Below are 19,930 nucleotides of genomic sequence, written 5' to 3'. Positions count from 1 at the left end.
GCATCGCGACTCCAAGAGCTCATATGGAAAAAGTACGCAAAACCGACGCCGAATGGCGCGCCCAGCTTTCCCCCGAAGAATACGTGGTCACCCGGCAAAAGGGTACCGAACGCGCGTTCACCGGACGCTACTGGGATACCTTCACGCCCGGCATCTACCGCTGCGTGGGCTGTGGCACGGCGCTCTTCGCATCCGACACCAAATTCGACGCGGGTTGCGGCTGGCCCAGCTACTTCCAGGCGCTGGATCCCGAACTGGTCCGCGAAGAACGCGACACCAGCCACGGCATGGTGCGTACCGAGGTGCTGTGCAATGTGTGCGACGCGCACCTGGGCCACGTCTTTCCCGACGGCCCCGAGCCCACCGGCCTGCGCTACTGCATCAATTCCCTGTCGATGACGTTTGAACCCCTAGAAGACTGATGAAGAAGTTTCTGTTCGACCTGTTCCCGCTGCTCCTGTTCTTCATCGCCTACAGGTTTACGGACATCTTCATCGCCACGGGCGTCGCCATGGCGGCGGCCGTGGCGCAGATCGTCTGGCTCAAGGCCACCGGCCGCCCCACCGAAGCCATGCACTGGATCAACCTGACCGTCATCCTGGTGTTCGGCGGCGCCACCATCTGGCTGCACAGCGACGTCTTCATCAAATGGAAGCCGACGGTGCTGTACTGGATGTTCGGCGGCGCGCTGGTCTTCGCCCGCCTGTTGTTCGGTCGCAACCTGATCCGCCGCCTGATGGAAAAGCAGATCCAATTACCCGACACGGCCTGGGACCGGCTCAACATGCTCTGGGCCGCCTTCTTTCTGGTGGCCGGCGCCCTCAACCTCTATGTCGCGTTCTCCGGGCACTTCACCGAGTCGCAGTGGGTCAGCTTCAAGGCCTTCGGCCTGATGGGCCTGATGATCGTCTTCGTGGTCGGCCAGTCCCTGTGGCTGGGCAAGCACATCCAGACCGAGGAAAACACCCCGGCCGGCCCGGGCACCACGCCGCCCGGCAAGCCCTGAGCCTCCTGCGCCGCCCTCCTCCCAGGCGCGCGCGCCCCCGAAGCGGGGCCGCCGCGCCGGAACTTCCCCCTTGCTCCCATGTCAGAAACCACCGATCGCATTGCCCTGATCCGGGAACGGCTAGCCGCCCTGGAACCCCTCAGCCTGGAGATCCTGGACGACTCCCATTTGCATGCCGGCCACGAAGGCAGTAAAAACGGCGCCGGCCATTATCGCGTGATCATCGTGGCGCCTTGCTTTGCGGGGCTCTCGCCCGTCGCGCGGCATAGGCTGGTGTATCATCATTTGCAAGATTTGATCCCCTATCCGATTCATGCGCTTGCGCTTGACGCCCAGGCTCCCAAATAGAAAGTAAAAGGATATTCATGAAACGCATCGTCATGCTGGCTGCGGCCTGCGTCATCGCCGTGCCTGCTTTTGCGCAAAACGTGGCTACCGTCAACGGTAAGGCCATCACGCAAAAGAGCCTGGATCAATTCGTCAAGCTCCTGGTCGGCCAGGGCGCCACCGATTCGCCGCAACTGCGCGAACAGGTCAAGCAGGAAATGATCAACCGCCAGATCTTCGTGCAGGCCGCCGAATCCGGCGGCATCGCCAAGCAGGCGGACGTCCAGACCGAAATCGAACTGGCCCGCCAAGGCATCCTGGTCCGCGCGCTGATGGCCGACTACCTGGCCAAGCACCCGGTCACCGATGCCCAGGTCACCGCCGAATACGAGAAGATCAAGAAGGAACAGGCCGGCAAGATGGAATACAAGGTCCGTCACATCCTCGTCCAGGACGAGAAGACGGCGAATGACCTGCTGGCCCAGATCAAGAGCAACAAGGGCAAGTTCGACGACCTGGCCAAGAAGAACTCCAAGGACCCCGGCAGCGCCGAAAAGGGTGGCGACCTGGGTTGGGCGCCCCCGACCAACTACGTGCAGCCGTTCGCGCAAGCCGTGACGCAGCTCAAGAAGGGTCAAGTGGTCGACAAGCCGGTCCAGACCCAGTTCGGCTGGCACATCATCATGGTTGACGACACCCGCCCGGTCGAATTCCCGCCGATGGATCAGGTTCGCCCGCAACTGGAAGAAATGATGCGCCAGCAAACCCTGGCCGACTACCAGAAGCAACTGCGCGAAAAGGCCAAGGTCCAGTAAGGCCCCGCCAGACGAAAAACTGCCCGCTTGAAGCGGGCAGTTTTTTTTTGCGCGACGCGCGGGCGTTCGCGGTGCAGGCAGACAGGCAGGCCTGATCGGGAGACCCCGATCAGGACATGCCGAGCAATGCCTTCAAGCCGTCTTCGTCCAGCACCGGCACGCCCAGTTCCTGGGCCTTGGTCAGTTTGCTGCCGGCCTCTTCGCCGGCCACCAGATAAGCCGTCTTCTTGGACACCGAGCCGCTGACCTTGCCGCCCGCCGCCTGGATGTGCATCGACGCTTCTTCGCGCGTCCAGTTCGGCAGCGTGCCGGTCAGCACGAAGGTCTTGCCGGCCAACGTGGTGTCTTGCGGCGCGGCTTCCGCCACGGGGTTCACGCCCTGCGCCTTGAGCTGCTCGATCACGTCGCGGTTGTGCTGCTCGGCAAAGAAGTGGCGGATCGACGCCGCCACCACCGGGCCCACGTCGGGCACCGAGGACAAGGCTTCTTCGTCGGCATCCATGATGGCGTCGATGCTGCCGAAATGCCTTGCGACGTCGCGGGCCGTCGTCTCGCCCACGTGGCGGATGCCCAGCGCGAACAGCAGGCGCGCCAGGCCCGGCGAGCGCGCCTTCTCGATGGCGGCGATCAGGTTGTCGGCGGATTTCTGGCCCATGCGGTCCAGGCCGACCAGTTCCAGCGGACGCAGCCCGTACAGGTCGGCCAGCGTCTTGACGCGGCCGCTGTCCACGAGCTGGTCCACGAGCTTTTCGCCCAGCCCCTCGATATCCAGCGCCTTGCGGCTGGCCGCATGCCACAGCGTCTGCTTGCGCTGCGCGCCGCAAAACAGCCCGCCGGTGCAGCGCGCGATCGTTTCGCCTTCCAGGCGCTCGATGGCCGATCCGCAGACCGGGCACTCGGTCGGCATGACGAATTCCCGCGCATCGGCGGGCCGCTTGTCCGGGACCGGTCCCAGCACCTCGGGTATGACGTCGCCCGCGCGGCGCACGATGACCGTGTCACCGATGCGCACGTCCTTGCGGCGGATTTCGTCTTCGTTGTGCAGCGTGGCATTGGTCACGGTGACACCGCCCACGAACACAGGCTTGAGCCGCGCGACAGGCGTGATGGCGCCGGTGCGGCCCACCTGGACTTCGATGTCCAGCAAAGTGGTGGTCGCCTCTTCGGCGGCGAACTTGTGCGCCAGCGCAAAGCGGGGCGCGCGCGCCACGAAGCCCAGCACCTTCTGCGCCGGCAGCGAATCCACCTTGTAGACCACGCCGTCGATGTCGTAGGGCAGCTCGGCGCGCATGGCGCCGACCTTGGCGTAAAAGGCCATCAGCCCTTCGGCGCCCGTGGCCCGGTGGTTGTGCACGACGTTGACGGGCAGGCCCAGCGAGGCCAGCCATTCCAGCATCGCGCCGTGGGATTTCTCGGGAAGCTGCGAGGCCTGCGCCGCGCCGGCCGAGGCCTCGTCGAACAAGCCGTTCTGCGCGCCGGGCAGGCCATGGACCTCGCCCCAGCCATACGCAAAGAACCGCAGCGGCCGCTTGGCCGTGATGCGGGGATCGAGCTGGCGCAGGCTGCCCGCGGCCGCGTTGCGCGGATTGACGAAGACCTTTTCGTCGCGCTTGGCCTGCGCCTGGTTCAGTTTTTCGAAATCGGCGCGATTCATCAACACTTCGCCGCGCACCTCCAGCACCTTCGGGGCCGCGCCCTTCAGTTGCAGGGGAATCGCCTTGATCGTGCGGATGTTGGAGGTGACGTCCTCGCCCGTCTGCCCGTCGCCCCGGGTGGCGGCCTGCACCAGGCGGCCGTCCTCGTAGCGCAGGCTGATCGCCAGGCCGTCGAGCTTCAGTTCACAGAAGTAATCCGGTTGCTGCGCCGGGCCCAGCATGCCGGCGCCGCGCAGGGTGTCGGTGACGCGGCGATCGAACGCGCCGACCTCTTCCTCGGAGAAGGCATTGTTGAGCGACAGCATGGGCACCACGTGGCGCACGCTGCCAAAGGCGGACACGGGCGCCGCGCCCACGCGCTGCGTGGGCGATTCGGGCGTCACCAGTTCCGGATGCTCGGCCTCCAGGGCCTGCAGTTCCCGCATGAGCCCGTCGTACTCGGCATCCGAGATGGAGGGCTCGTCGTAGACGTAATAGCGGACGTTGTGCTGTTCGATCGCGGCGCGCAGCCGCGCCGCCGCCTGCGCCGGATTCTCGCCGGACCCACTGGCCATCAGGCAAACACCCGCTGGGCACGCTCGCTGCCGGCAGGCAGGCCCGCCTGTTCAAGCTGGCCGAACAAGACCTGCAGACGCTCGTCGATGACCGCTTCGGAGCCGTCGGCCAGGGGCTTGCCCTGGTCGTCGACCAGTTCGGCGCGCAAGCGCGCCGCCAGGTCCCGGCCCACGTCGACCATGCGGCCAAAGGCGCGGGTGTCCGCCGGGCTGCACGGGACGTCGAGCAGCAGGTAGAGGCGTTCGATGCCGCCCATGCCCGCATCGAAGGCCGCGCCGTCCGCGCGGGCCAGCGTGAAGCGGGTCACGCCGTTCTCGTTGGGCCAGGCCAGGCGGTTGCCGTCGGGAACAAAGCCGGCGTCGCGCGCCACGGCCAGCACCTCGGCGGCCGGCTGGGCCGAGCCCAGCAGCAGCGTCAGGCCGACCTGGGTGTCCAGCGCGGCGCAGGTGTCGTCCAGGCGGGCGCCCTGCTCCAGGACCGCCTGCTGGTCGGGGCCCTCGATGGTGGCGTCGAAACGTTCGGCCATGTCCTGCGCACGCGCCCAGGCCTGCGACCATTCAATCGCGGTCAGGGGGCCGCTGCGGTTGGCCAGCAGCACGGCAAGCTGCATGGACGCATAGGACTCGCCGGCATGGATGCGCGCGCGGTGGCGGCGCTGATCGGTCGAGGCGAACACGCGCATGGGCTTGCGGCCCACGCTGCGCAGGCTTTGCATGTAGGGCAGCAGGTCGGCGCCGCGCACCGGCTCGGCGAAGTTGATCTCGATGACGACTTCGCAGGCGGGATCGGGGTCTTCGGTGTCGTCGGCGTCGCTGCCCGGATCCACGCGCGCGGGCTGGCCGGGCTGCGCGCGGGCGGGTTCGCCGCCCATGCCGGGCTCACGCCGGGCCGCGGCAGTGGCCGCGGCGCCGCCGGCCGCGCCCGCACCCAGCAGCGGATCCTGTTCGGAGGTGGGGAAATGGCTCTGCATCTTGCGCCGGACGCGCCGGTCCTGCCACCAGTTGAATCCCAACACCAGCAGTATCAGCAAGACGCCCAGGGCTATCAGCCCGATCTGCAAATCACTCATGTGTAAATCCCGCGCCAGAAGGCGGCGCCTTTCTCAATATTGGGTTTATGCCGCTTCGGAGGCCATCATCTGGACGGCCGAATCTATGTCTACCGCAACGATACGCGAAACCCCTTGCTCTTGCATGGTCACGCCGATCAATTGCTTGGCCATCTGCATCGCGATCTTGTTGTGCGAGATGAACAGGAACTGCGTCTGCTCGCTCATGTTGGCGACAAGGTTCGCGTAGCGCTCGGTGTTGGCGTCGTCCAGCGGCGCGTCCACCTCGTCGAGCAGGCAGAACGGCGCGGGGTTCAACTTGAACAGCGCGAACACCAGCGCGGTGGCGGTCAGCGCCTTTTCCCCGCCCGACAGCAGGTGAATCGTGCTGTTGCGTTTGCCGGGCGGCTGGGCCATCACCTGCACGCCGGCATCGAGGATTTCCTCGCCGGTCATGCTGAGCTTGGCCTCGCCCCCGCCGAACAGCTTGGGGAAGAGTTCGCCGAAGTGCCCGTTGACGATGTTGAAGGTCTCTTGCAGCAGCTCGCGGGTTTCGCGGTCGATCTTGCGGATGGCGTCTTCCAGGGTGTCGATGGCCGTCATCAGGTCCTGATGCTGCGAATCCAGGAAGCCCTTGCGCTCGCGCGAGGTGTTCAATTCGTCCAGCGCGGCCAGGTTGACCGAGCCCAGGGCCTCGATCTGGCGCGAGATGCGTCCGACTTCCTGTTGCAGCCAGCTTGCGCGGCGCCATTCGTCGGGCTGGTTGGCCAGGAACTGGGCCAGTTCCTCGCGGTCGACTTCCCGGGCGTTGAGCTGCTCGGTGAACTGCTCTTCGGCCAGGCGCGCGGCCTGCTCCTGCAATTGCAATTCCATGATGCGCGCACGGCGCGGCTCCAGGGTCTGCTCCTGCTGCTGCCGGTCTTCATCGGCGCCGCGCAGCAGCGCCGCCAGGTTTTCGAGTTCCTGGCGCGCGCGCGACAGCGCTTCCTCGCGCTCGGCGCGCATTTCCAGCGCGTCCTGCAGGCCGGCCTGCGACGCGGACGCGTCGAGTTCCGCCAGGTCGCCCATCAGCTGTTCCAGCTCGACCGCGCCGCGCTGGCTCTGGTCCGCGGCCAGTTGCCGGTTGCGTTGCAGGTCGGTGATGCGGACCTGGATGCCGCGCTCGGCGAATTCGGCCTCCTGGGCGGCGCGCTCCAGTTCCCGCAACCGGGTGCGGGCCGCCTCGGCCTGCGCGGCCAGCGTCTCGCCGTCCATTTCGGCGTCGGCAAACCGGGACTGGTGCTCGGCAAGCTCTTCGTCCAGGGCCTCGAAGCGGGCCTCGGCCTCTTCGCGGGTGGCGCGCAGGTCTTCCTCGTGCGCCTTGATTTCTTCCAGGTCCTGGCGCAGGCGCGAGGCGCGCTCGCCGGACTGTTCGGCCTGCTGCTGCAGCCGGGAATGTTCGAGCTGGATGTCGTGCACCCGGCGCGTGACCTCGGCCACGCGCGTGCGCGCCGGGGAGATGGCCTGGGACACCTGCTGCCAGGCGGCTTCGGCCCGGGCGACCGCGGCACGCGCCTGGTCGGTGATGAGCTGCTGGGCCTTGATCTCGCGCTGCAGGTTTTCGATTTCCTGCTGGCGGGCCAGCAGGCCCGCCTGTTCGGAGTCAGGCGCGTAGAAGCGCACGCTGTGCGCGTCGATGAGGTGACCGGCCTTGACCACGCAGGCGGCGCCCGCGGGCAAGGTGGCCCGCAGGGACAGCGCCTGGGTGAGGTCATTGGCGGCGTAGACGCCGGACAGCCATTCGTTCAGCAGCGTGCGCAGGTCGGGATCGGTGATGCGCAGCAGGCTGGCCAGCGGCGTGAAGCCGGCAGGCGCGGGCGGCGTCGGGGCCGCGACGGGCAACTGGTGAAATGCCAGGCGGGCGGGCGGCGCGTCCTCGGCGAAGGCGCGCGCCCAGTCCAGGGTGCGCACTTCGATCGAGGCCATGCGCTCGCGCAGCGCGGATTCCAGGGCGGTTTCCCAGCCCGGCTCGACGTGCAGCTTCTGCCACAGGCGCGACAGCCCGGCCAGCTCGTGCTTGGCCAGCCAGGGCTCCAGCGCGCCCTGCTTCTGCACGTCTTCCTGCAGCTTCACCAGCGCCGACAGGCGGGCTTCCAGGCGGGCCAGGTTCTGGGCTTCGGTCTGGGCGGCGGCCTGGGCGCGGCTGCGCTCGGCGTCGGCCTCGGGCACGCGGCCCTCGAGGACCGCCAGTTCTTCCTGGGCCGCTTCGAGCTGGTCTTCGCCCGCGGCGCGGTCGCCGGCAAGTTGTTCCAGGCGCTCGGGATCGGGGCTGTGCAGTTCGCGCAGTTCCTGCTGCAGGCGTTCGCGCCGCTGGTCCAGGGTCTGCATCTGGCGGTCGGCGTCGCGCTGGGTCTGCGCCACCAGGGCGAGGTTCTGCTCGACGCGGGCCAGCGCGGCGCGCATTTCGTCGCGGCCAGCGGCCGCTTCGCGGACGCGCTGCTCGACGGCCGGCAGGCCGGCCTGGGCGTCTTCGGCGGTGGCGCGCGCTTCTTCGGTGCGCGCGGCGGCGGTGGCCAGGTCATCCTCGGCCTGGGCGATCTGTTCGGTGCAGTGCTCCCGCTGGCTGGTCCATTCGGCGATCTGCTGCTGCAACTGGTCGCGGCGCGACTGCAGGCGGTTGCGGGAATCGACGACGTGCCGGATCTCGGCCTCCAGGCGGCTGACCTGGGCGTTGGCTTCGTACAGCGCGCCCTGCGCGGTGTGAACGGCGTCGCTGGCGGCGTAATGGGCCTGACGCCGGGATTCGAGCGCGGCCTCGCCTGCGCGCAGGCCGGCAATCGCGGCTTCCAGTTCGTTCTGGGCCTGCGCCATTTCCTGCGCCTTCCTGGCGCGTTCCTCGCGGGCGCCCGTCTCCTTCAGCAGCCACAGCGAATGCTGCTTCTTTTCGCCGTCGGCCTGGAGTTCGCGGTAGCGCGTGGCCACTTCGGCCTGGGCTTCCAGCTTTTCAAGCTGGCTGTTCAGTTCGCGCAGGATGTCTTCGACGCGGGTGAGGTTTTCGCGGGTGTCGGACAGCCGGTTCTCGGTTTCCCGGCGGCGTTCCTTGTAGCGCGACACGCCGGCCGCTTCTTCCAGGAATACGCGCAGTTCTTCGGGCCGGGCTTCGATCAGGCGGTTGATCATGCCCTGGCCGATGATGGCGTAGCCGCGGGCGCCCAGGCCGGTGCCCAGGAAGATGTCGTGGATGTCGCGGCGGCGGACCTGCTGGTTGTTGACGAAATAACTGCTGGTGCCGTCCCGGGTCAGGACGCGGCGCACCGCGATTTCGGCGTAGCTGCTCCACTGGCCGGCGGCGCGCCCCTCGCTGTTGTCGAACACCATTTCCACCGACGCCCGCGCCGCGGGCTTGCGGTTGCCGGACCCGTTGAAAATGACGTCCTGCATGGACTCGCCGCGCAGTTCCGATGCCTTGGCCTCGCCCAGCACCCAGCGCACGGCGTCGATGATGTTCGACTTGCCGCAGCCATTGGGACCCACCACGCCGACCAGCTGGCTGGGCACGGGGATCACGGTGGGGTCGACGAAGGACTTGAAGCCGGCGAGTTTGAGCTGAGTAAGGCGCACAGTACGATGACGACGGGGTGGGTTGAACGAAAGGCGTTAACGGACCTGCCGCACAGATTGCAAACCGGCCCAAAAAGGGCCGGCTCTCATATGGACCGTATGATACCGCAGGCGGTCTGTCCCCAGAGGTTGGCACCGGTCAACCCGCGGGCAAACGCGCGATGGCCCGGCGCAAGGCTCCGGCTATACTCCCTGACACTTTTTGGCACGACACATCATCTTCAAGCGGACTGGTCAGCCTCTGGCCGAAGAACGGGGACATTCTTGAAACGTGGTTTCTATCTGGTCATGGCCGCGCAGGCCTTCTCGTCATTGGCGGACAATGCGCTGTTCATCGCAGCAATCGCCTTGATACAGGAACTGCACGGTCCTGACTGGTTGGCGCCCATGATGAAATGGTCGTTCGCGCTGGCCTACGTCGTGCTGGCCGCATTCGTCGGCGCCCTGGCGGATTCCTATCCCAAGGGCCGCGTCATGTTCTCGACCAATGCCCTCAAGGTCGCGGGCTGTCTGCTGATGTTCTCGTATGCCAGCCTGGGCATCGCCCCGCAATACCAGACCTGGCTGGTGTGCGCGGCCTACGGCGTGGTGGGCATCGGCGCCGCCGCCTACTCCCCCGCCAAATACGGCATCGTGACCGAAATGCTCCCCCCGGCGCTGCTGGTCAAGGGCAACAGCTGGATCGAGGGCCTGACGGTCTTCTCCATCATCCTGGGCACCGTCCTGGGTGGACTGCTGATATCGTCGTCCGTCTCCAGCGCCCTGCTGAGCCATTCCTTCATCGGCAAGCTGGTCAGCACGCCCGCCGAGGCGGCCATCCTGGTCATCGCCTTCGTGTACCTGCTGGCGGCGCTGTGCAACCTGCTGATCCCCCACACGCACGTGCGCTATCCGCCGCAGCAGAAAAACCCCGTGCGGCTCGTGCGCACCTTCTGGGGCTATGTCTGCGTGCTCTGGAAGGACAAGCTGGGACAGATCTCCCTGGCCGTCACCACGCTCTTCTGGGGCGCGGGGGCCACGCTGCAGCTCATCGTCATCGAATGGGGCCGCAGCCATCTGGGCTACCAGCTCGACAAGGCTTCAATGCTGATGGGCGTGGCTGCGCTGGGCACGGTGGTCGGGTCCATCCTGGCGGGCCGCATCCCGCTGCGCCGCGCGCTGGCCGTGCTGCCGGTGGGCGCCGCCATGGGCCTGGTCGTGCTGCTGATGCCGCTGGTCTACCAGCCTTGGAGCGTCTATCTCCTGTTGCTGCTGACGGGCGGTCTGGCCGGCTTCTTCGTCGTGCCCATGAACGCCCTGCTCCAGCATCGCGGCCACGTGCTGCTGTCGGCCGGCCATTCCATCGCCGTCCAGAACTTCAACGAACAGCTCAACATCCTGCTCATGGTGGCCATGTATACGCTGCTGCTTTGGCTGGAGCTGCCGATCAACATCATCATCGTGATCTTCGGCACCGTCGTGGCCGTGCTGATGGTCGTGTTCATGCGCTGGAGCAAGCGCAACATGCTGGCCAATCCGGACCTGCACGACCAGATCGGCCAGGAAGGCCACGGCCGCGCGCTGGATTCGACACACTGACCCGGTGCGCCGCGCACGCGCTGCGCCGCCAATGACAACACCCGGGCGCGCCCGGGTGTTTTTCTTTGTGGCCGGTGCGGGCTAGAGGTCGCGCGCAGCCAGCTTCAGGTCCTGCCAGGCGCGTGCCTTCTCGGAGGGGCTGCGCAGCAGATAGGCCGGATGGTAGCTGACCACGACCGGAATCTGCGCACCCTCGTCCGTCTTCAAGTGATGGACGCGGCCGCGCAGGCTGCCGATGGTGGCGTCAGTGCCCAGCAGCGTCTGCGCCGCGAAGCGGCCGAGCACCAGGATGCGTTCGGGCTTGAGCAGGGCGATCTGCCGCATCAGGTACGGACTGCAGGCGGCGATCTCCTCGGGCTTGGGATTCCGGTTTCCGGGCGGGCGGCACTTGATCACGTTGGTGATGAATACGTCGCGCTCCCGGCTCATGCCCACGGCCGCCAGCATGGCGTCCAGCAACTGGCCCGACCGCCCCACGAAGGGTTGGCCCTGGCGATCTTCCTGTTCGCCGGGGGCCTCGCCCACCACCAGCCAGCGGGTCGGCTGCGCGCCGTGGCCCACCACCGCATGGCGACGGCCCTGGCACAGGCCGCAGGCGGCGCACGCCACGACCTGCGCGGCCAATTGCTCCAGATCGGCATCCTTGACCGCCTCGGCCACCGGGATGGGCGGCGGCGCTTCTTCCTTGACCTCGACCTTCGGCGCGGGACGCGGCGGCGGGCCGCTGCGGTTCAGGATCGAGGCGGGGATGGCCGAGGCGCGACCCGATGCCGGCTCGGCCGCGGGGCTTGCCGCGGCAGCCGGCGCGGGTTTGGGTACGGCGGCCGGCTCGGCGGTGGACGCCGGGGGGACCACTGCAGATTTAACTGGCGAGGCAGGCGGCACCGCGGACGCCGCCTCCGGCGCGACGACACGCGCCGTGACCGGCGCCATGGCTGGCGGCGCAACCGGCGGGGTGCGCAGCCAAAGCCGCTCCATGCCGATCTCGCGCAGCCAGATGCGCTGCAAGGGGTTGATACGCGGCGGCGCCGGCCGCGGCACGGCATCCATGGGGCTCATGCCGGTCCCCCGCCCGTGTCGCTGAAGCGTTTCTGCATGACCAGGGCGTCCTCGCGGCCGCCCTTCTCGGCCGGGTAATACGCGCGCCGCACGCCGATCTGCAGATAGCCGTGGCGCTTATAGAAACTGATGGCGGACGTGTTGGACGGCCGGACCTCCAGCAGCAGGCCCTCCAGCCCGCGCTCGCGCGCCTGCTGTTCGCACCAGTCGAGCAGCACGCCGCCCAGGCCCTGGCGGTGCAGGTCCCGGGCCACGGCGATCACCAGCAGATGCGCCACGTCAGGCGCAAACATGAGAATGGCGAAGCCCGCCAGCCTGCCCTCGCGCCGCAAGGTCCAGGCGCCATAGCCTGCCGCCAGAGCGTCCGAGAAATTGCCGCGCGTCCAGGGAAAGGACTGCACGTGCGCCTCCAGCGCAACCACCTCGTCCAGGTCGGCCTGCGTCATGGACTGCGGGATCTGCGGCGCCAGCGAGGGCTGCGCCTTCGGATTGCCGCCCTCGCCACGCAGCCGCTCGGCGGTGGTGAATGCCACTTTGTCTCGGACATAGAGCGGCGCGGCCAGCTCGGGCGCCACGGTTTCGCCTCGCAGCCAGCCCAGGCGCGCAAGCCGCGCCACACTGGCCGCCTGCGGCCGCTGCGCGTCGCCGGCCCGGCGCCATTGCGCGGGGCAACGCATGTCGGCCGGATAAGCCTCCCAGGCGTCCCCGGCCAGGAGCGGTTCGAGCGGCTGCCCCGCCTGGGCCGACCAGTTCGGCAGATGATGCGCTGTCCAGGGCACCACCTCGGCCGCGGCGATCAACATCGGCGCCTGCAGGGTGTCCCAGACGGAATCCTCGCCAGCCGCGTCCCGGCGGCGGTAGACTGCCAGATAGACCTCGTTCATGCGGGCGTCCAGGGCCACGACGATGGCATCGGCCGGCGTCCCGGCGACCTCGGCGGCCACCGCCTGGTGCGAAACAATAGGCAACACCGGGATCCCCAGGCCGAGGGCCATGCCCTGGGCCACGCCGCAGGCCACGCGCAGACCGGTAAACCCCCCGGGGCCCTGCCCGAACGCCACGGCATGCAGGTCCGACGGCGGGATGCCGGCTTCGGCCAGCAGCTCATCGGCCATAGGGAGGAGGCGCTCGGCGTGTTCCTGGGCGCCTTCGTGTTCGCGCACGCGGATGTCCAGGCGGCCGTCGACCGCCCGCAAAAGGGCCACGCCACAGCGCGACGACGACGTTTCCAGAGCCAGCAGGTTTAGTTCCATAGAAGCAGATTGTACGAAATAAGCCGCTGTTACCCCCGGGTGTAAGGGGGATTTCAACCAGGGTTCGCAATGTGTAATATCTTGTGAACGCCCACTAGCCGCTGGTTCTTGTCACTGTTACATTTCCGGCCATGAATACGCAAAACACCACCCCCACCCGAAAAATCCTCGTCGTTGACGACGATCCGCGCTTGCGCGATCTGCTGCGCCGGTACTTGTCCGAACAGGGATTCAACGTTTTCGTCGCCGAAGACGCCAAAGAGATGGGCAAACTCTGGCAACGCGAGCATTTCGACCTGCTCGTGCTGGATCTGATGCTGCCCGGCGAGGATGGCCTGTCCATCTGCCGCCGGCTGCGCGGTGGTCACGACAACACCCCCATCATCATGCTCACGGCCAAGGCGGAAGAGATCGACCGCATCGTCGGGCTGGAGATGGGCGCGGACGACTACCTGTCCAAACCGTTCAATCCCCGGGAACTGCTGGCGCGCATCAATGCGATTCTGCGCCGCCGCGGCACCGAGGAACACCCCGGCGCCCCCAGCCAGGAGAACGAGTCCATCGCCTTCGGCCCTTACGTGCTGAACCTGTCCACCCGTACGCTCACGCGCAACGGCGAACAGGTGCCCATCACCACGGGTGAATTCTCGGTGCTCAAGGTGTTTGCGCGCCATCCGAAGATTCCCCTGTCGCGCGACAAGCTCATGGAACTGGCCCGCGGCCGCGAATACGAAGCCTTCGATCGCAGCCTCGACGTCCAGATCTCGCGCCTGCGCAAGCTGATCGAACCGAACCCGTCCAAGCCCGTATTCATCCAGACGGTCTGGGGTCTGGGATACGTGTTCGTCCCGGACGGTGGTAGCTGATCGACTCGCCCGCCCCGGGCAGGAGCGCAGCTTCGTGCCGCGCCTGCGCAGAACATTCAGGAACCTGACATCACGTTTGCGGCTGGGTTTATTCGGCCGCACGTTCCTTTTGCTCGCCGCACTGATGCTGGTCAGCCTGGGCGCGTGGCTCCAAGTATTTTTCAGCATGGAGCTGGGACCGCGCGCCAATCAGATGGCGCAGCGGGTGATCACGGCCGTCAATATCACGCGCACCGCGCTGATCTATTCGCATAACGGCGAACGCAGCAAACTTCTGCTCGACCTGGCCACCAATGAAGGCATCCAGGTCTATCCCCGCGAAGTCACCGACTTTGCCGAAGCCCTCCCCGACGACGACTACTGGCAGCGCGTGGCCCAGCACATCCGTACGCGCTTCGGCCCGGAAACGCAGATCGCCTGGGGCGTGAACCAGGTGCCGGGTTTCTGGGTCAGCTTCCAGATAGAAAAAGACCTGTACTGGCTGGTGTTCGAACGCGAACAGATCGGACTGACCGGCGGCATCGAATGGCTGGGCTGGGGCGCCACCGCGCTGCTGCTGTCCCTTGTCGGGGCCGCGGTCAGCGTCGGGTTCGTCAACCGGCCGCTATCGCGCCTGGCCCGGGCCGCCCAGGTCCTGTCGCGCGGTGAAACGCCCGCCCCCCTGCCCGAACAGGGGCCGCTCGAAATCCGCGACCTGAACGCCTCGTTCAACCGCATGGCCAAAGACCTGCGCCAGGCCGAGGCCGACCGCGAGCTCATGCTGGCCGGCATTTCGCACGACCTGCGCACCCCGCTTGCGCGCATGCGGCTGGAAATCGAGCTGAGCGGCGTGTCCGAAGACGCCCGCCAGGCCATCGACGAAGACCTCGGCCAGATCGACCACAGCATCGGCCAGCTCATGGAATACGCCCGCCCCGCGGGCACGCTGCCGCAACTGGCCACGGACATTTCCGCGGTGCTGGCCGAACTCTACGAACGCGAGCGCAGCCACACCGCGTCGCTGGGCGGCGATCTGGAAGCCGTCCTGGAACCCGGCCTGCGCGCCCGCATCACCGCCTTGGACCTCAAGCGCATCGTCAGCAACCTGATCGAAAACGCGCGCCGCTACGGCCGGTCCGACGACGGCCTGGCGCACTTGAACATGACGCTGCAGGCCGAAGGCAGCATGATCGTCATCGAGGTCTCCGACCGCGGCCCCGGCATCGCCCCCGAGGACGTGGATCGCCTGTTGCGCCCGTTCTCCCGTGGAGAAGCCGCGCGCACCGGGGTCAGCGGCGCGGGCCTGGGCCTGGCCATCGTCGAACGCCTGCTCAAGCACGTCGGCGGCTCGTTGCGCATGCTGCCGCGCGAGGGTGGCGGCCTTACCGCAAGGATAGAGCTGCCCAAAGCCAAGTTTAGGAATTATCAATTAGACAACGATAATCCATAGCGTAGAATTTATGGTTTGAGGCACTGCCTTATCTCCACCCAACAACTACGGGAGTAAACATGAAAACTGTTGGCGACAAACTCGAACCCTTCAAGGTCACCGGCGTCAAGCCCGGCTTCAACCAGCACGAAGAAAACGGCGTGTCGGCGTTCGAAGACATCACCGAAAGCTCCTTCCCCGGCAAGTGGAAGGTGATTTACTTCTACCCGAAAGACTTCACGTTTGTTTGCCCGACCGAAATCGTCGGCTTCAACAAGCTGGCCAAGGACTTCGAAGACCGCGACGCCGTCCTGCTGGGCGGTTCGACCGACAACGAATTCGTCAAGCTGGCCTGGCGCCGTGAGCACCCGGACCTGAACAAGCTGGGTCACTACCAATTCGGCGACACCACCGGCGCGCTGATCGACCAGCTCGGCGTGCGTGAGAAGGGTGCTGGCGTTGCCCTGCGCGCCACCTTCATCGTCGACCCGGACAACACGATCCAGCACGTTTCGGTGAACAACCTGAACGTCGGCCGTAACCCGGAAGAAGTGCTGCGTCTGCTCGACGGTCTGCAAACCGACGAGCTCTGCCCGTGCAACCGTACGGTTGGCGGCGCCACGCTGTAATTTCCAGCCCGGCCCGGGGCCTGTTCGCAGGCCCCGCCCGGGCTTTAACTGCGCTAGATTATAGGTAAAAACTATGGAATTTCTTACGACCATTAAGGAACAGTTGCCGGATTGGGCCAAGGACATCCGCCTGAATCTGGACGCCGTGATCGCCCGCTCGACGCTGGCTCCCGAAGACGCCATCGGCGCTGCCCTGTCCGCCGCCTATGCCGCGCGCAGCCCGGTGCTGGTTGAAGCCTTCAAGAGCGGCCTGTCGGAAGGCGACGCGAACGCCGCGCTGACCGCATCCGCCCTCATGGGCATGAACAACACCTGGTACCCCTACGTCGAGATGACCGGCGACGCCCAGCTCAAGAGCCTGCCGGCCCAGTTGCGCATGAACGCCTACGCCACCCATGGCGGCGTCGAGAAGAAGCGTTTCGAGCTCTTTGCGCTGGTGGCCTCCATCATCGGCAAGTGCCACTTCTGCGTTGCGTCGCACTATGAAAACCTGAAGAACGACGGCCTGTCGACCGAACAGTTGCGCGACGCCGGCCGTATCGCCGCCGTGGTCAACGCCGCTGCCCTGGCGCTGGCCGCCCAAGGCAAGTAAGCGGTTCCGCCGATCGGAAAAAAGCCCGCCTGCATGATGCAGGCGGGCTTTTTGCTTAATGGCGTCAGGGACGGCGGCGCGATGGCGCCCCCGTCGCGCCGCTACTTTCCGGCGGCCGGCTTGACCGGCGCGGTGGGCAGGCCGTTGGCCACCCAGGCCTCCATGCCGCCGCGATACCAATACGCGCGCCATCCCAGTGTGCCTGCACGCAGCGCCGCGTTATAGGACGAACGGTCATTCATGCCCGCGCCCATGAACACGATGGGTGCGTCGCGCCGGCCGCCCGTGTTCTTCTGGAGCCAGGCGTCGAGCGCGCCCTGCAGGTGATCCGCGACGCTGCCGTCCTGGCCCGCGTCCGCCAGCGGGTAGGCAATGGGCAGCGTGTCCCGCAGGCCGCTGGTGTCGATGATGAGAATCGACTTGTCCTTGTTGATCATCTGCACCAGGTCCGCGGTCGTGATGACCTCGGCGCGGGTGTGCTTGTTGGGCGTCGGGCCCTTGTAGGGGGACGAGAACAGCATGGACGTGGGCGGCACGCCGCTGTCCTTGAGTTCATCGAACGTGCCGCTCGGCTGCGCGGGCATCCCCTGCCCGGCGGCTGGCGGCTGCCGGGGAGCCGCGCCATCCTTGGCCACGACTTCTCCGCCCACGGTGCCCGTTTCAATGTCGGAGATCATCACCGCGATGTTCTCGATCAGGTCGTAGCACATGGTGATCGACCCTTCCCGGGGGCTGTACCAGGCGTTCAGCTGGCCGCAGTCCTTGAACACCACGTTGACCGGCCGCGGCAGCACGTAGGTCTGGCCCAGCAGCTTGATATTGTTGGTGATCGCCTCGGACAGGTTGTTCGCAAAGAGATTGCCGATCTTGCGCTTGGACGGCTCGAACACCACATTGACCGGCGCGCCCGGCGCGTCGGCCGGCTGTTGGCCGTCGGGCGTCCACGCGCCGACGCGGGTGTGCGGCGCCAGCAGCCGGCGCCAGGCGCGGTTCTGCTTGTTGAATTCGTCCGTGCAGCGCGCCTTGGTCCGGTCCTCGAAGCCCACGTGCTTAGCCACCGGCTCGAACACCGAGGGGTTGCCGCCGTACATGATGCACAGCATGTTGCGGAAACGCTTGAGATCGCCCGTGTGCTCGTCCTGCCACGCCGAATTTGCCGACGCGCCGCGCTTTTCCGCCAGCATGCCGCTGTAGTACCACTGCAGCGCGGCGTACGTCGCGGCCTCGCGGGCCATGATGTTCACGTCCTTGTCGCTGGACGGGTACATCGTGGGCTCGACGATCTGCAGCGCCGAATACATGTCGACCGCGTCTTCTTCCGCGCCCGTCGCGGGCAGTTCCAGCTCGCCGATCAGCGCATGGCCGAATTCGTGCAGGAAAATGCTGCGCATGATCCCGACGTAGACGCCGACGATGCGCAGCGTGTCGCCGCCGAACCGGGGATAGGGCCCCGCGCCGGGCAAGGCGGGCGTGTTGTTCGCGGGCGCGGGCGCCGCGGCGGGCGCCCGGGTTGACCCAGCCCCTGCCCCTGCGCCTGCGCCGCCTTGCGCACCGCCGCCGGCCGGCTGGGTGGCCAGATTGGAATTGATCGTGAAATCGGCGATGCCGAAGGTGCCTTCATCGTAGGCCATGATGCCGACTTCGCTGCCCAGCGCGGGCTCGTTCTCGACGTCGGCGATCTTCTGGCCATTGACGATGAAACGCGCCGCGCCCGGCACTTCAACCACTTTGATGCGGTCCGTGCCGTCCAGCTTCGCGACATTGGGCACCGACGCGATGTCGCGCCGCTTCTGGCCCTCGAGACAGAACAGCAGCGTGTTGCGGTCCGCCCGGATCTCCAGCAGGCACAGGCTCTTGCGCGCATTGTTGTTGAGCGCGACGCCAATGGACGCCTTGGGGCTTTTTGAGTTGACCACCACGTTGACGTCGATGATGCGGCCCGATTCGGGCGGCTGGCCCGCGTTGACATAGAACGTCTGCTCGCCGCCGGGCACGTCGCTGTTGCGCAGGGTGAACCAGCCATCCTGTTCGCCCACGTGCCACCCCTGCAGAAGCTGCTGCCTGACGGTGCCTGCCAGCGGGCCGAGCTGCTGCTCGTACTCCGCGTGCGCGGAGGTGGCAAATGCGGCAAGAACGAAAAATAGCCCCGCGCCCCGTAATTGCATCTGAATGTCCCTGATTAGTCAGATTTCAAGTGGCGCAGCGTAAGTCAGATCAAATTCACCCGCTTATTCATTTGTTAAAGATGTATGCCAACGTAAATGCCGCCTGGCGTTGCGGCGCAGGCGGCATTGAAAAGGCGTGGGGCGCGTGGCGCGGACGCCACGGACATGGCGGCGTGCGGGGTCAGCTTTCGACGCGCGCCAGCAGCGCGACCACCGTCGCCGCGATGCCTTCCTTGCGGCCCAGGTAGCCCAGCCCCTCGTTGGTCTTGGCCTTGATGTTGACCTCGGCTTCGTCCAACCCGGTATCGGCGGCGATGTTCTTCACCATGGCCGGCGCATGCGGACCGATCTTCGGCGCCTGCGCGTGCAGGGTGGCGTCGATATTGACCGGCGTCCAGCCCGCCCGGCGGACCCTGGCCATCGCCTCGCGCAGCAGCACGCGGCTGTCGGCTCCCTTGAAGGCCGGATCGGTGTCGGGAAAATGCCGGCCGATATCGCCCAGGCCCGCCGCGCCCAGCAGCGCGTCGGTGATCGCGTGCAGCAGCACGTCTGCATCGGAATGTCCCAGCAGGCCGTGGGTATGGGGAATCGTGACCCCGCCGATGATCAGCGGCCGGCCCTCGACCAGCGCATGCACGTCAAAGCCTTGCCCGACGCGGAAAGGAATGCTCATAGCCATTTTTCCATCAGTTCGAAATCGTCCGGCCACGTCACCTTGAAGTTGCGCATCGCGCCCGGAACCAGCAACGGCGCGTAGCCGGCGGCCTCGATCGCGGAGGCCTCGTCGGTGACGGTCACGCCGTCCACGCAAGCCGCGGTCAGCGCATCGCGCAGCACCCCGGCGCGGAACATCTGCGGCGTTTGCGCCAGCCACAGGCCATTGCGGTCCAGCGTGCGCTCCACGCGCTCGTGCCCGCCCTTGACCGTGTCGGCCACCGGCAGGGCCAGCAGGCCGCCCACCGGATCGACAAGGCAGGCGTCGATCAGGCGGCCCAGCGCCGAAGCGGGCAAGCCCGGCCGCGCGGCATCGTGCACCAGCACCCAGGCGTCATCCGCGACCTCGCTGTCGGCCAGCGCGCCCGCGACCGTATCGGCGCGCGTCGCGCCGCCGCAGGCGCGCCAGACGGTGCGCGGCAGGCCGGCCAGCGCGGCGTCGACCCAGCCGTCTCCCGGCGTCACCGCCACGCGCACCTGCGACACGCGCGCATCGGCCAGCAGCGCGCAAACCGCGTGGCGCAGCATGGGCTGTCCGGACAGTGGACGATATTGCTTGGGAACGGCCTCGTGCCCGGCGCGGGTGGCGCGGGCGCCGACGCCCGCGGCGGGCACGATCGCGATGATTGAGTCAGACATGGTGCGGAGATTTTATAATCT

Annotated in this window: 17 protein-coding genes; 9 read left to right on the top strand and 8 right to left on the bottom strand. The window is 66.9% G+C overall.

Features of this window, described 5'->3' with window-relative positions; translation table 11 throughout:
* Positions 1-23: 23 nt before the first annotated feature.
* From msrB to BXA00_RS15570, 4 genes are all read left to right on the top strand, one after another.
* Positions 24-422, top strand: a complete 399-nt coding sequence (gene msrB / locus BXA00_RS15585) for a peptide-methionine (R)-S-oxide reductase MsrB (protein WP_076519317.1) — start codon at positions 24-26, stop codon at positions 420-422.
* A complete protein-coding gene (locus BXA00_RS15580; protein WP_076519316.1) occupies positions 422-1,006 on the top strand; it encodes a septation protein A in 585 nt (194 codons plus the stop codon). The genes msrB and BXA00_RS15580 overlap by 1 nt, the downstream gene beginning before the upstream one ends.
* Before the next feature lie 78 nt (positions 1,007-1,084).
* Positions 1,085-1,354: a BolA family transcriptional regulator gene (locus BXA00_RS15575; protein WP_076519315.1), complete on the top strand. Its 270-nt coding sequence runs from the start codon at positions 1,085-1,087 to the stop codon at positions 1,352-1,354.
* Positions 1,355-1,371: 17 nt separating this feature from the next.
* The gene (locus BXA00_RS15570) at positions 1,372-2,148 is read left to right on the top strand and encodes a peptidylprolyl isomerase (RefSeq protein WP_076519314.1); all 777 of its coding nucleotides are present in this window, start codon (positions 1,372-1,374) and stop codon (positions 2,146-2,148) included.
* 109 nt (positions 2,149-2,257) lie between these two features.
* Here BXA00_RS15570 and ligA read toward each other — a convergent pair whose 3' ends face one another.
* The 3 genes from ligA to smc are packed head-to-tail and all read right to left on the bottom strand — an operon-like array spanning position 2,258 to position 9,006.
* A complete protein-coding gene (gene ligA / locus BXA00_RS15565; RefSeq protein WP_076519313.1) occupies positions 2,258-4,357 on the bottom strand; it encodes an NAD-dependent DNA ligase LigA in 2,100 nt (699 codons plus the stop codon).
* Positions 4,357-5,427, bottom strand: a complete 1,071-nt coding sequence (locus BXA00_RS15560) for a cell division protein ZipA C-terminal FtsZ-binding domain-containing protein (RefSeq protein WP_076519312.1) — start codon at positions 5,425-5,427, stop codon at positions 4,357-4,359. Before BXA00_RS15560 ends, ligA begins: the two co-directional genes overlap by 1 nt.
* Before the next feature lie 45 nt (positions 5,428-5,472).
* Entirely contained in the window at positions 5,473-9,006 is a 3,534-nt protein-coding gene (smc, locus tag BXA00_RS15555) for a chromosome segregation protein SMC (protein ID WP_076519311.1), read from the bottom strand.
* Between the two features lie 264 nt (positions 9,007-9,270).
* Here smc and lplT point away from each other — a divergent pair, with 264 nt between their 5' ends.
* The gene (gene lplT, locus BXA00_RS15550) at positions 9,271-10,584 is read left to right on the top strand and encodes a lysophospholipid transporter LplT (protein ID WP_076519310.1); all 1,314 of its coding nucleotides are present in this window, start codon (positions 9,271-9,273) and stop codon (positions 10,582-10,584) included.
* 81 nt (positions 10,585-10,665) lie between these two features.
* Here lplT and BXA00_RS15545 read toward each other — a convergent pair whose 3' ends face one another.
* Both BXA00_RS15545 and tsaB read right to left on the bottom strand, forming a co-directional pair.
* The gene (locus tag BXA00_RS15545; protein WP_076519309.1) at positions 10,666-11,643 is read right to left on the bottom strand and encodes a uracil-DNA glycosylase; all 978 of its coding nucleotides are present in this window, start codon (positions 11,641-11,643) and stop codon (positions 10,666-10,668) included.
* The gene (tsaB, locus tag BXA00_RS15540) at positions 11,640-12,896 is read right to left on the bottom strand and encodes a tRNA (adenosine(37)-N6)-threonylcarbamoyltransferase complex dimerization subunit type 1 TsaB (RefSeq protein ID WP_076519308.1); all 1,257 of its coding nucleotides are present in this window, start codon (positions 12,894-12,896) and stop codon (positions 11,640-11,642) included. Before tsaB ends, BXA00_RS15545 begins: the two co-directional genes overlap by 4 nt.
* A 131-nt stretch (positions 12,897-13,027) precedes the next feature.
* Between tsaB and ompR the strand changes: the two genes are divergently transcribed.
* From ompR to BXA00_RS15520, 4 genes are all read left to right on the top strand, one after another.
* A complete protein-coding gene (ompR, locus tag BXA00_RS15535; RefSeq protein ID WP_003813882.1) occupies positions 13,028-13,762 on the top strand; it encodes a two-component system response regulator OmpR in 735 nt (244 codons plus the stop codon).
* Positions 13,763-13,796: 34 nt separating this feature from the next.
* Complete coding sequence (locus tag BXA00_RS15530) at positions 13,797-15,191, top strand: ATP-binding protein (RefSeq protein ID WP_076519307.1); 1,395 nt, start codon at positions 13,797-13,799, stop codon at positions 15,189-15,191.
* A gap of 59 nt (positions 15,192-15,250) precedes the next feature.
* Positions 15,251-15,799: a peroxiredoxin gene (locus tag BXA00_RS15525; protein WP_006217982.1), complete on the top strand. Its 549-nt coding sequence runs from the start codon at positions 15,251-15,253 to the stop codon at positions 15,797-15,799.
* A 73-nt stretch (positions 15,800-15,872) separates the two neighbouring features.
* Positions 15,873-16,391, top strand: a complete 519-nt coding sequence (locus BXA00_RS15520) for a carboxymuconolactone decarboxylase family protein (protein WP_076519306.1) — start codon at positions 15,873-15,875, stop codon at positions 16,389-16,391.
* 101 nt (positions 16,392-16,492) lie between these two features.
* On the opposite strand, the gene BXA00_RS15515 is transcribed toward BXA00_RS15520, so the two are convergent.
* The 3 genes from BXA00_RS15515 to ispD all read right to left on the bottom strand — a co-directional run bounded on the left by BXA00_RS15515 (position 16,493) and on the right by ispD (position 19,909).
* Positions 16,493-18,556, bottom strand: coding sequence for a DUF4344 domain-containing metallopeptidase (locus BXA00_RS15515; protein ID WP_076519305.1), 2,064 nt, complete (start codon positions 18,554-18,556; stop codon positions 16,493-16,495).
* Positions 18,557-18,737: 181 nt separating this feature from the next.
* Positions 18,738-19,229 carry a 2-C-methyl-D-erythritol 2,4-cyclodiphosphate synthase gene (ispF, locus tag BXA00_RS15510; RefSeq protein ID WP_076519304.1) on the bottom strand — a complete coding sequence of 164 codons (492 nt, stop codon included), beginning with the start codon at positions 19,227-19,229 and terminating at the stop codon, positions 18,738-18,740.
* On the bottom strand, positions 19,226-19,909 hold the full coding sequence (gene ispD, locus BXA00_RS15505; RefSeq protein WP_076519303.1) for a 2-C-methyl-D-erythritol 4-phosphate cytidylyltransferase: 684 nt from the start codon (positions 19,907-19,909) through the stop codon (positions 19,226-19,228). Before ispD ends, ispF begins: the two co-directional genes overlap by 4 nt.
* Positions 19,910-19,930: the final 21 nt, after the last annotated feature.

Origin of the sequence: Achromobacter sp. MFA1 R4 (genome assembly GCF_900156745.1) — a bacterium.
In the GTDB taxonomy this organism is placed as follows: Bacteria; Pseudomonadota; Gammaproteobacteria; order Burkholderiales; family Burkholderiaceae_B; genus Achromobacter.
The sequence above is the reverse complement of the archived record's forward strand: the minus strand, read 5'-3'. Positions and strand labels throughout refer to the sequence as shown.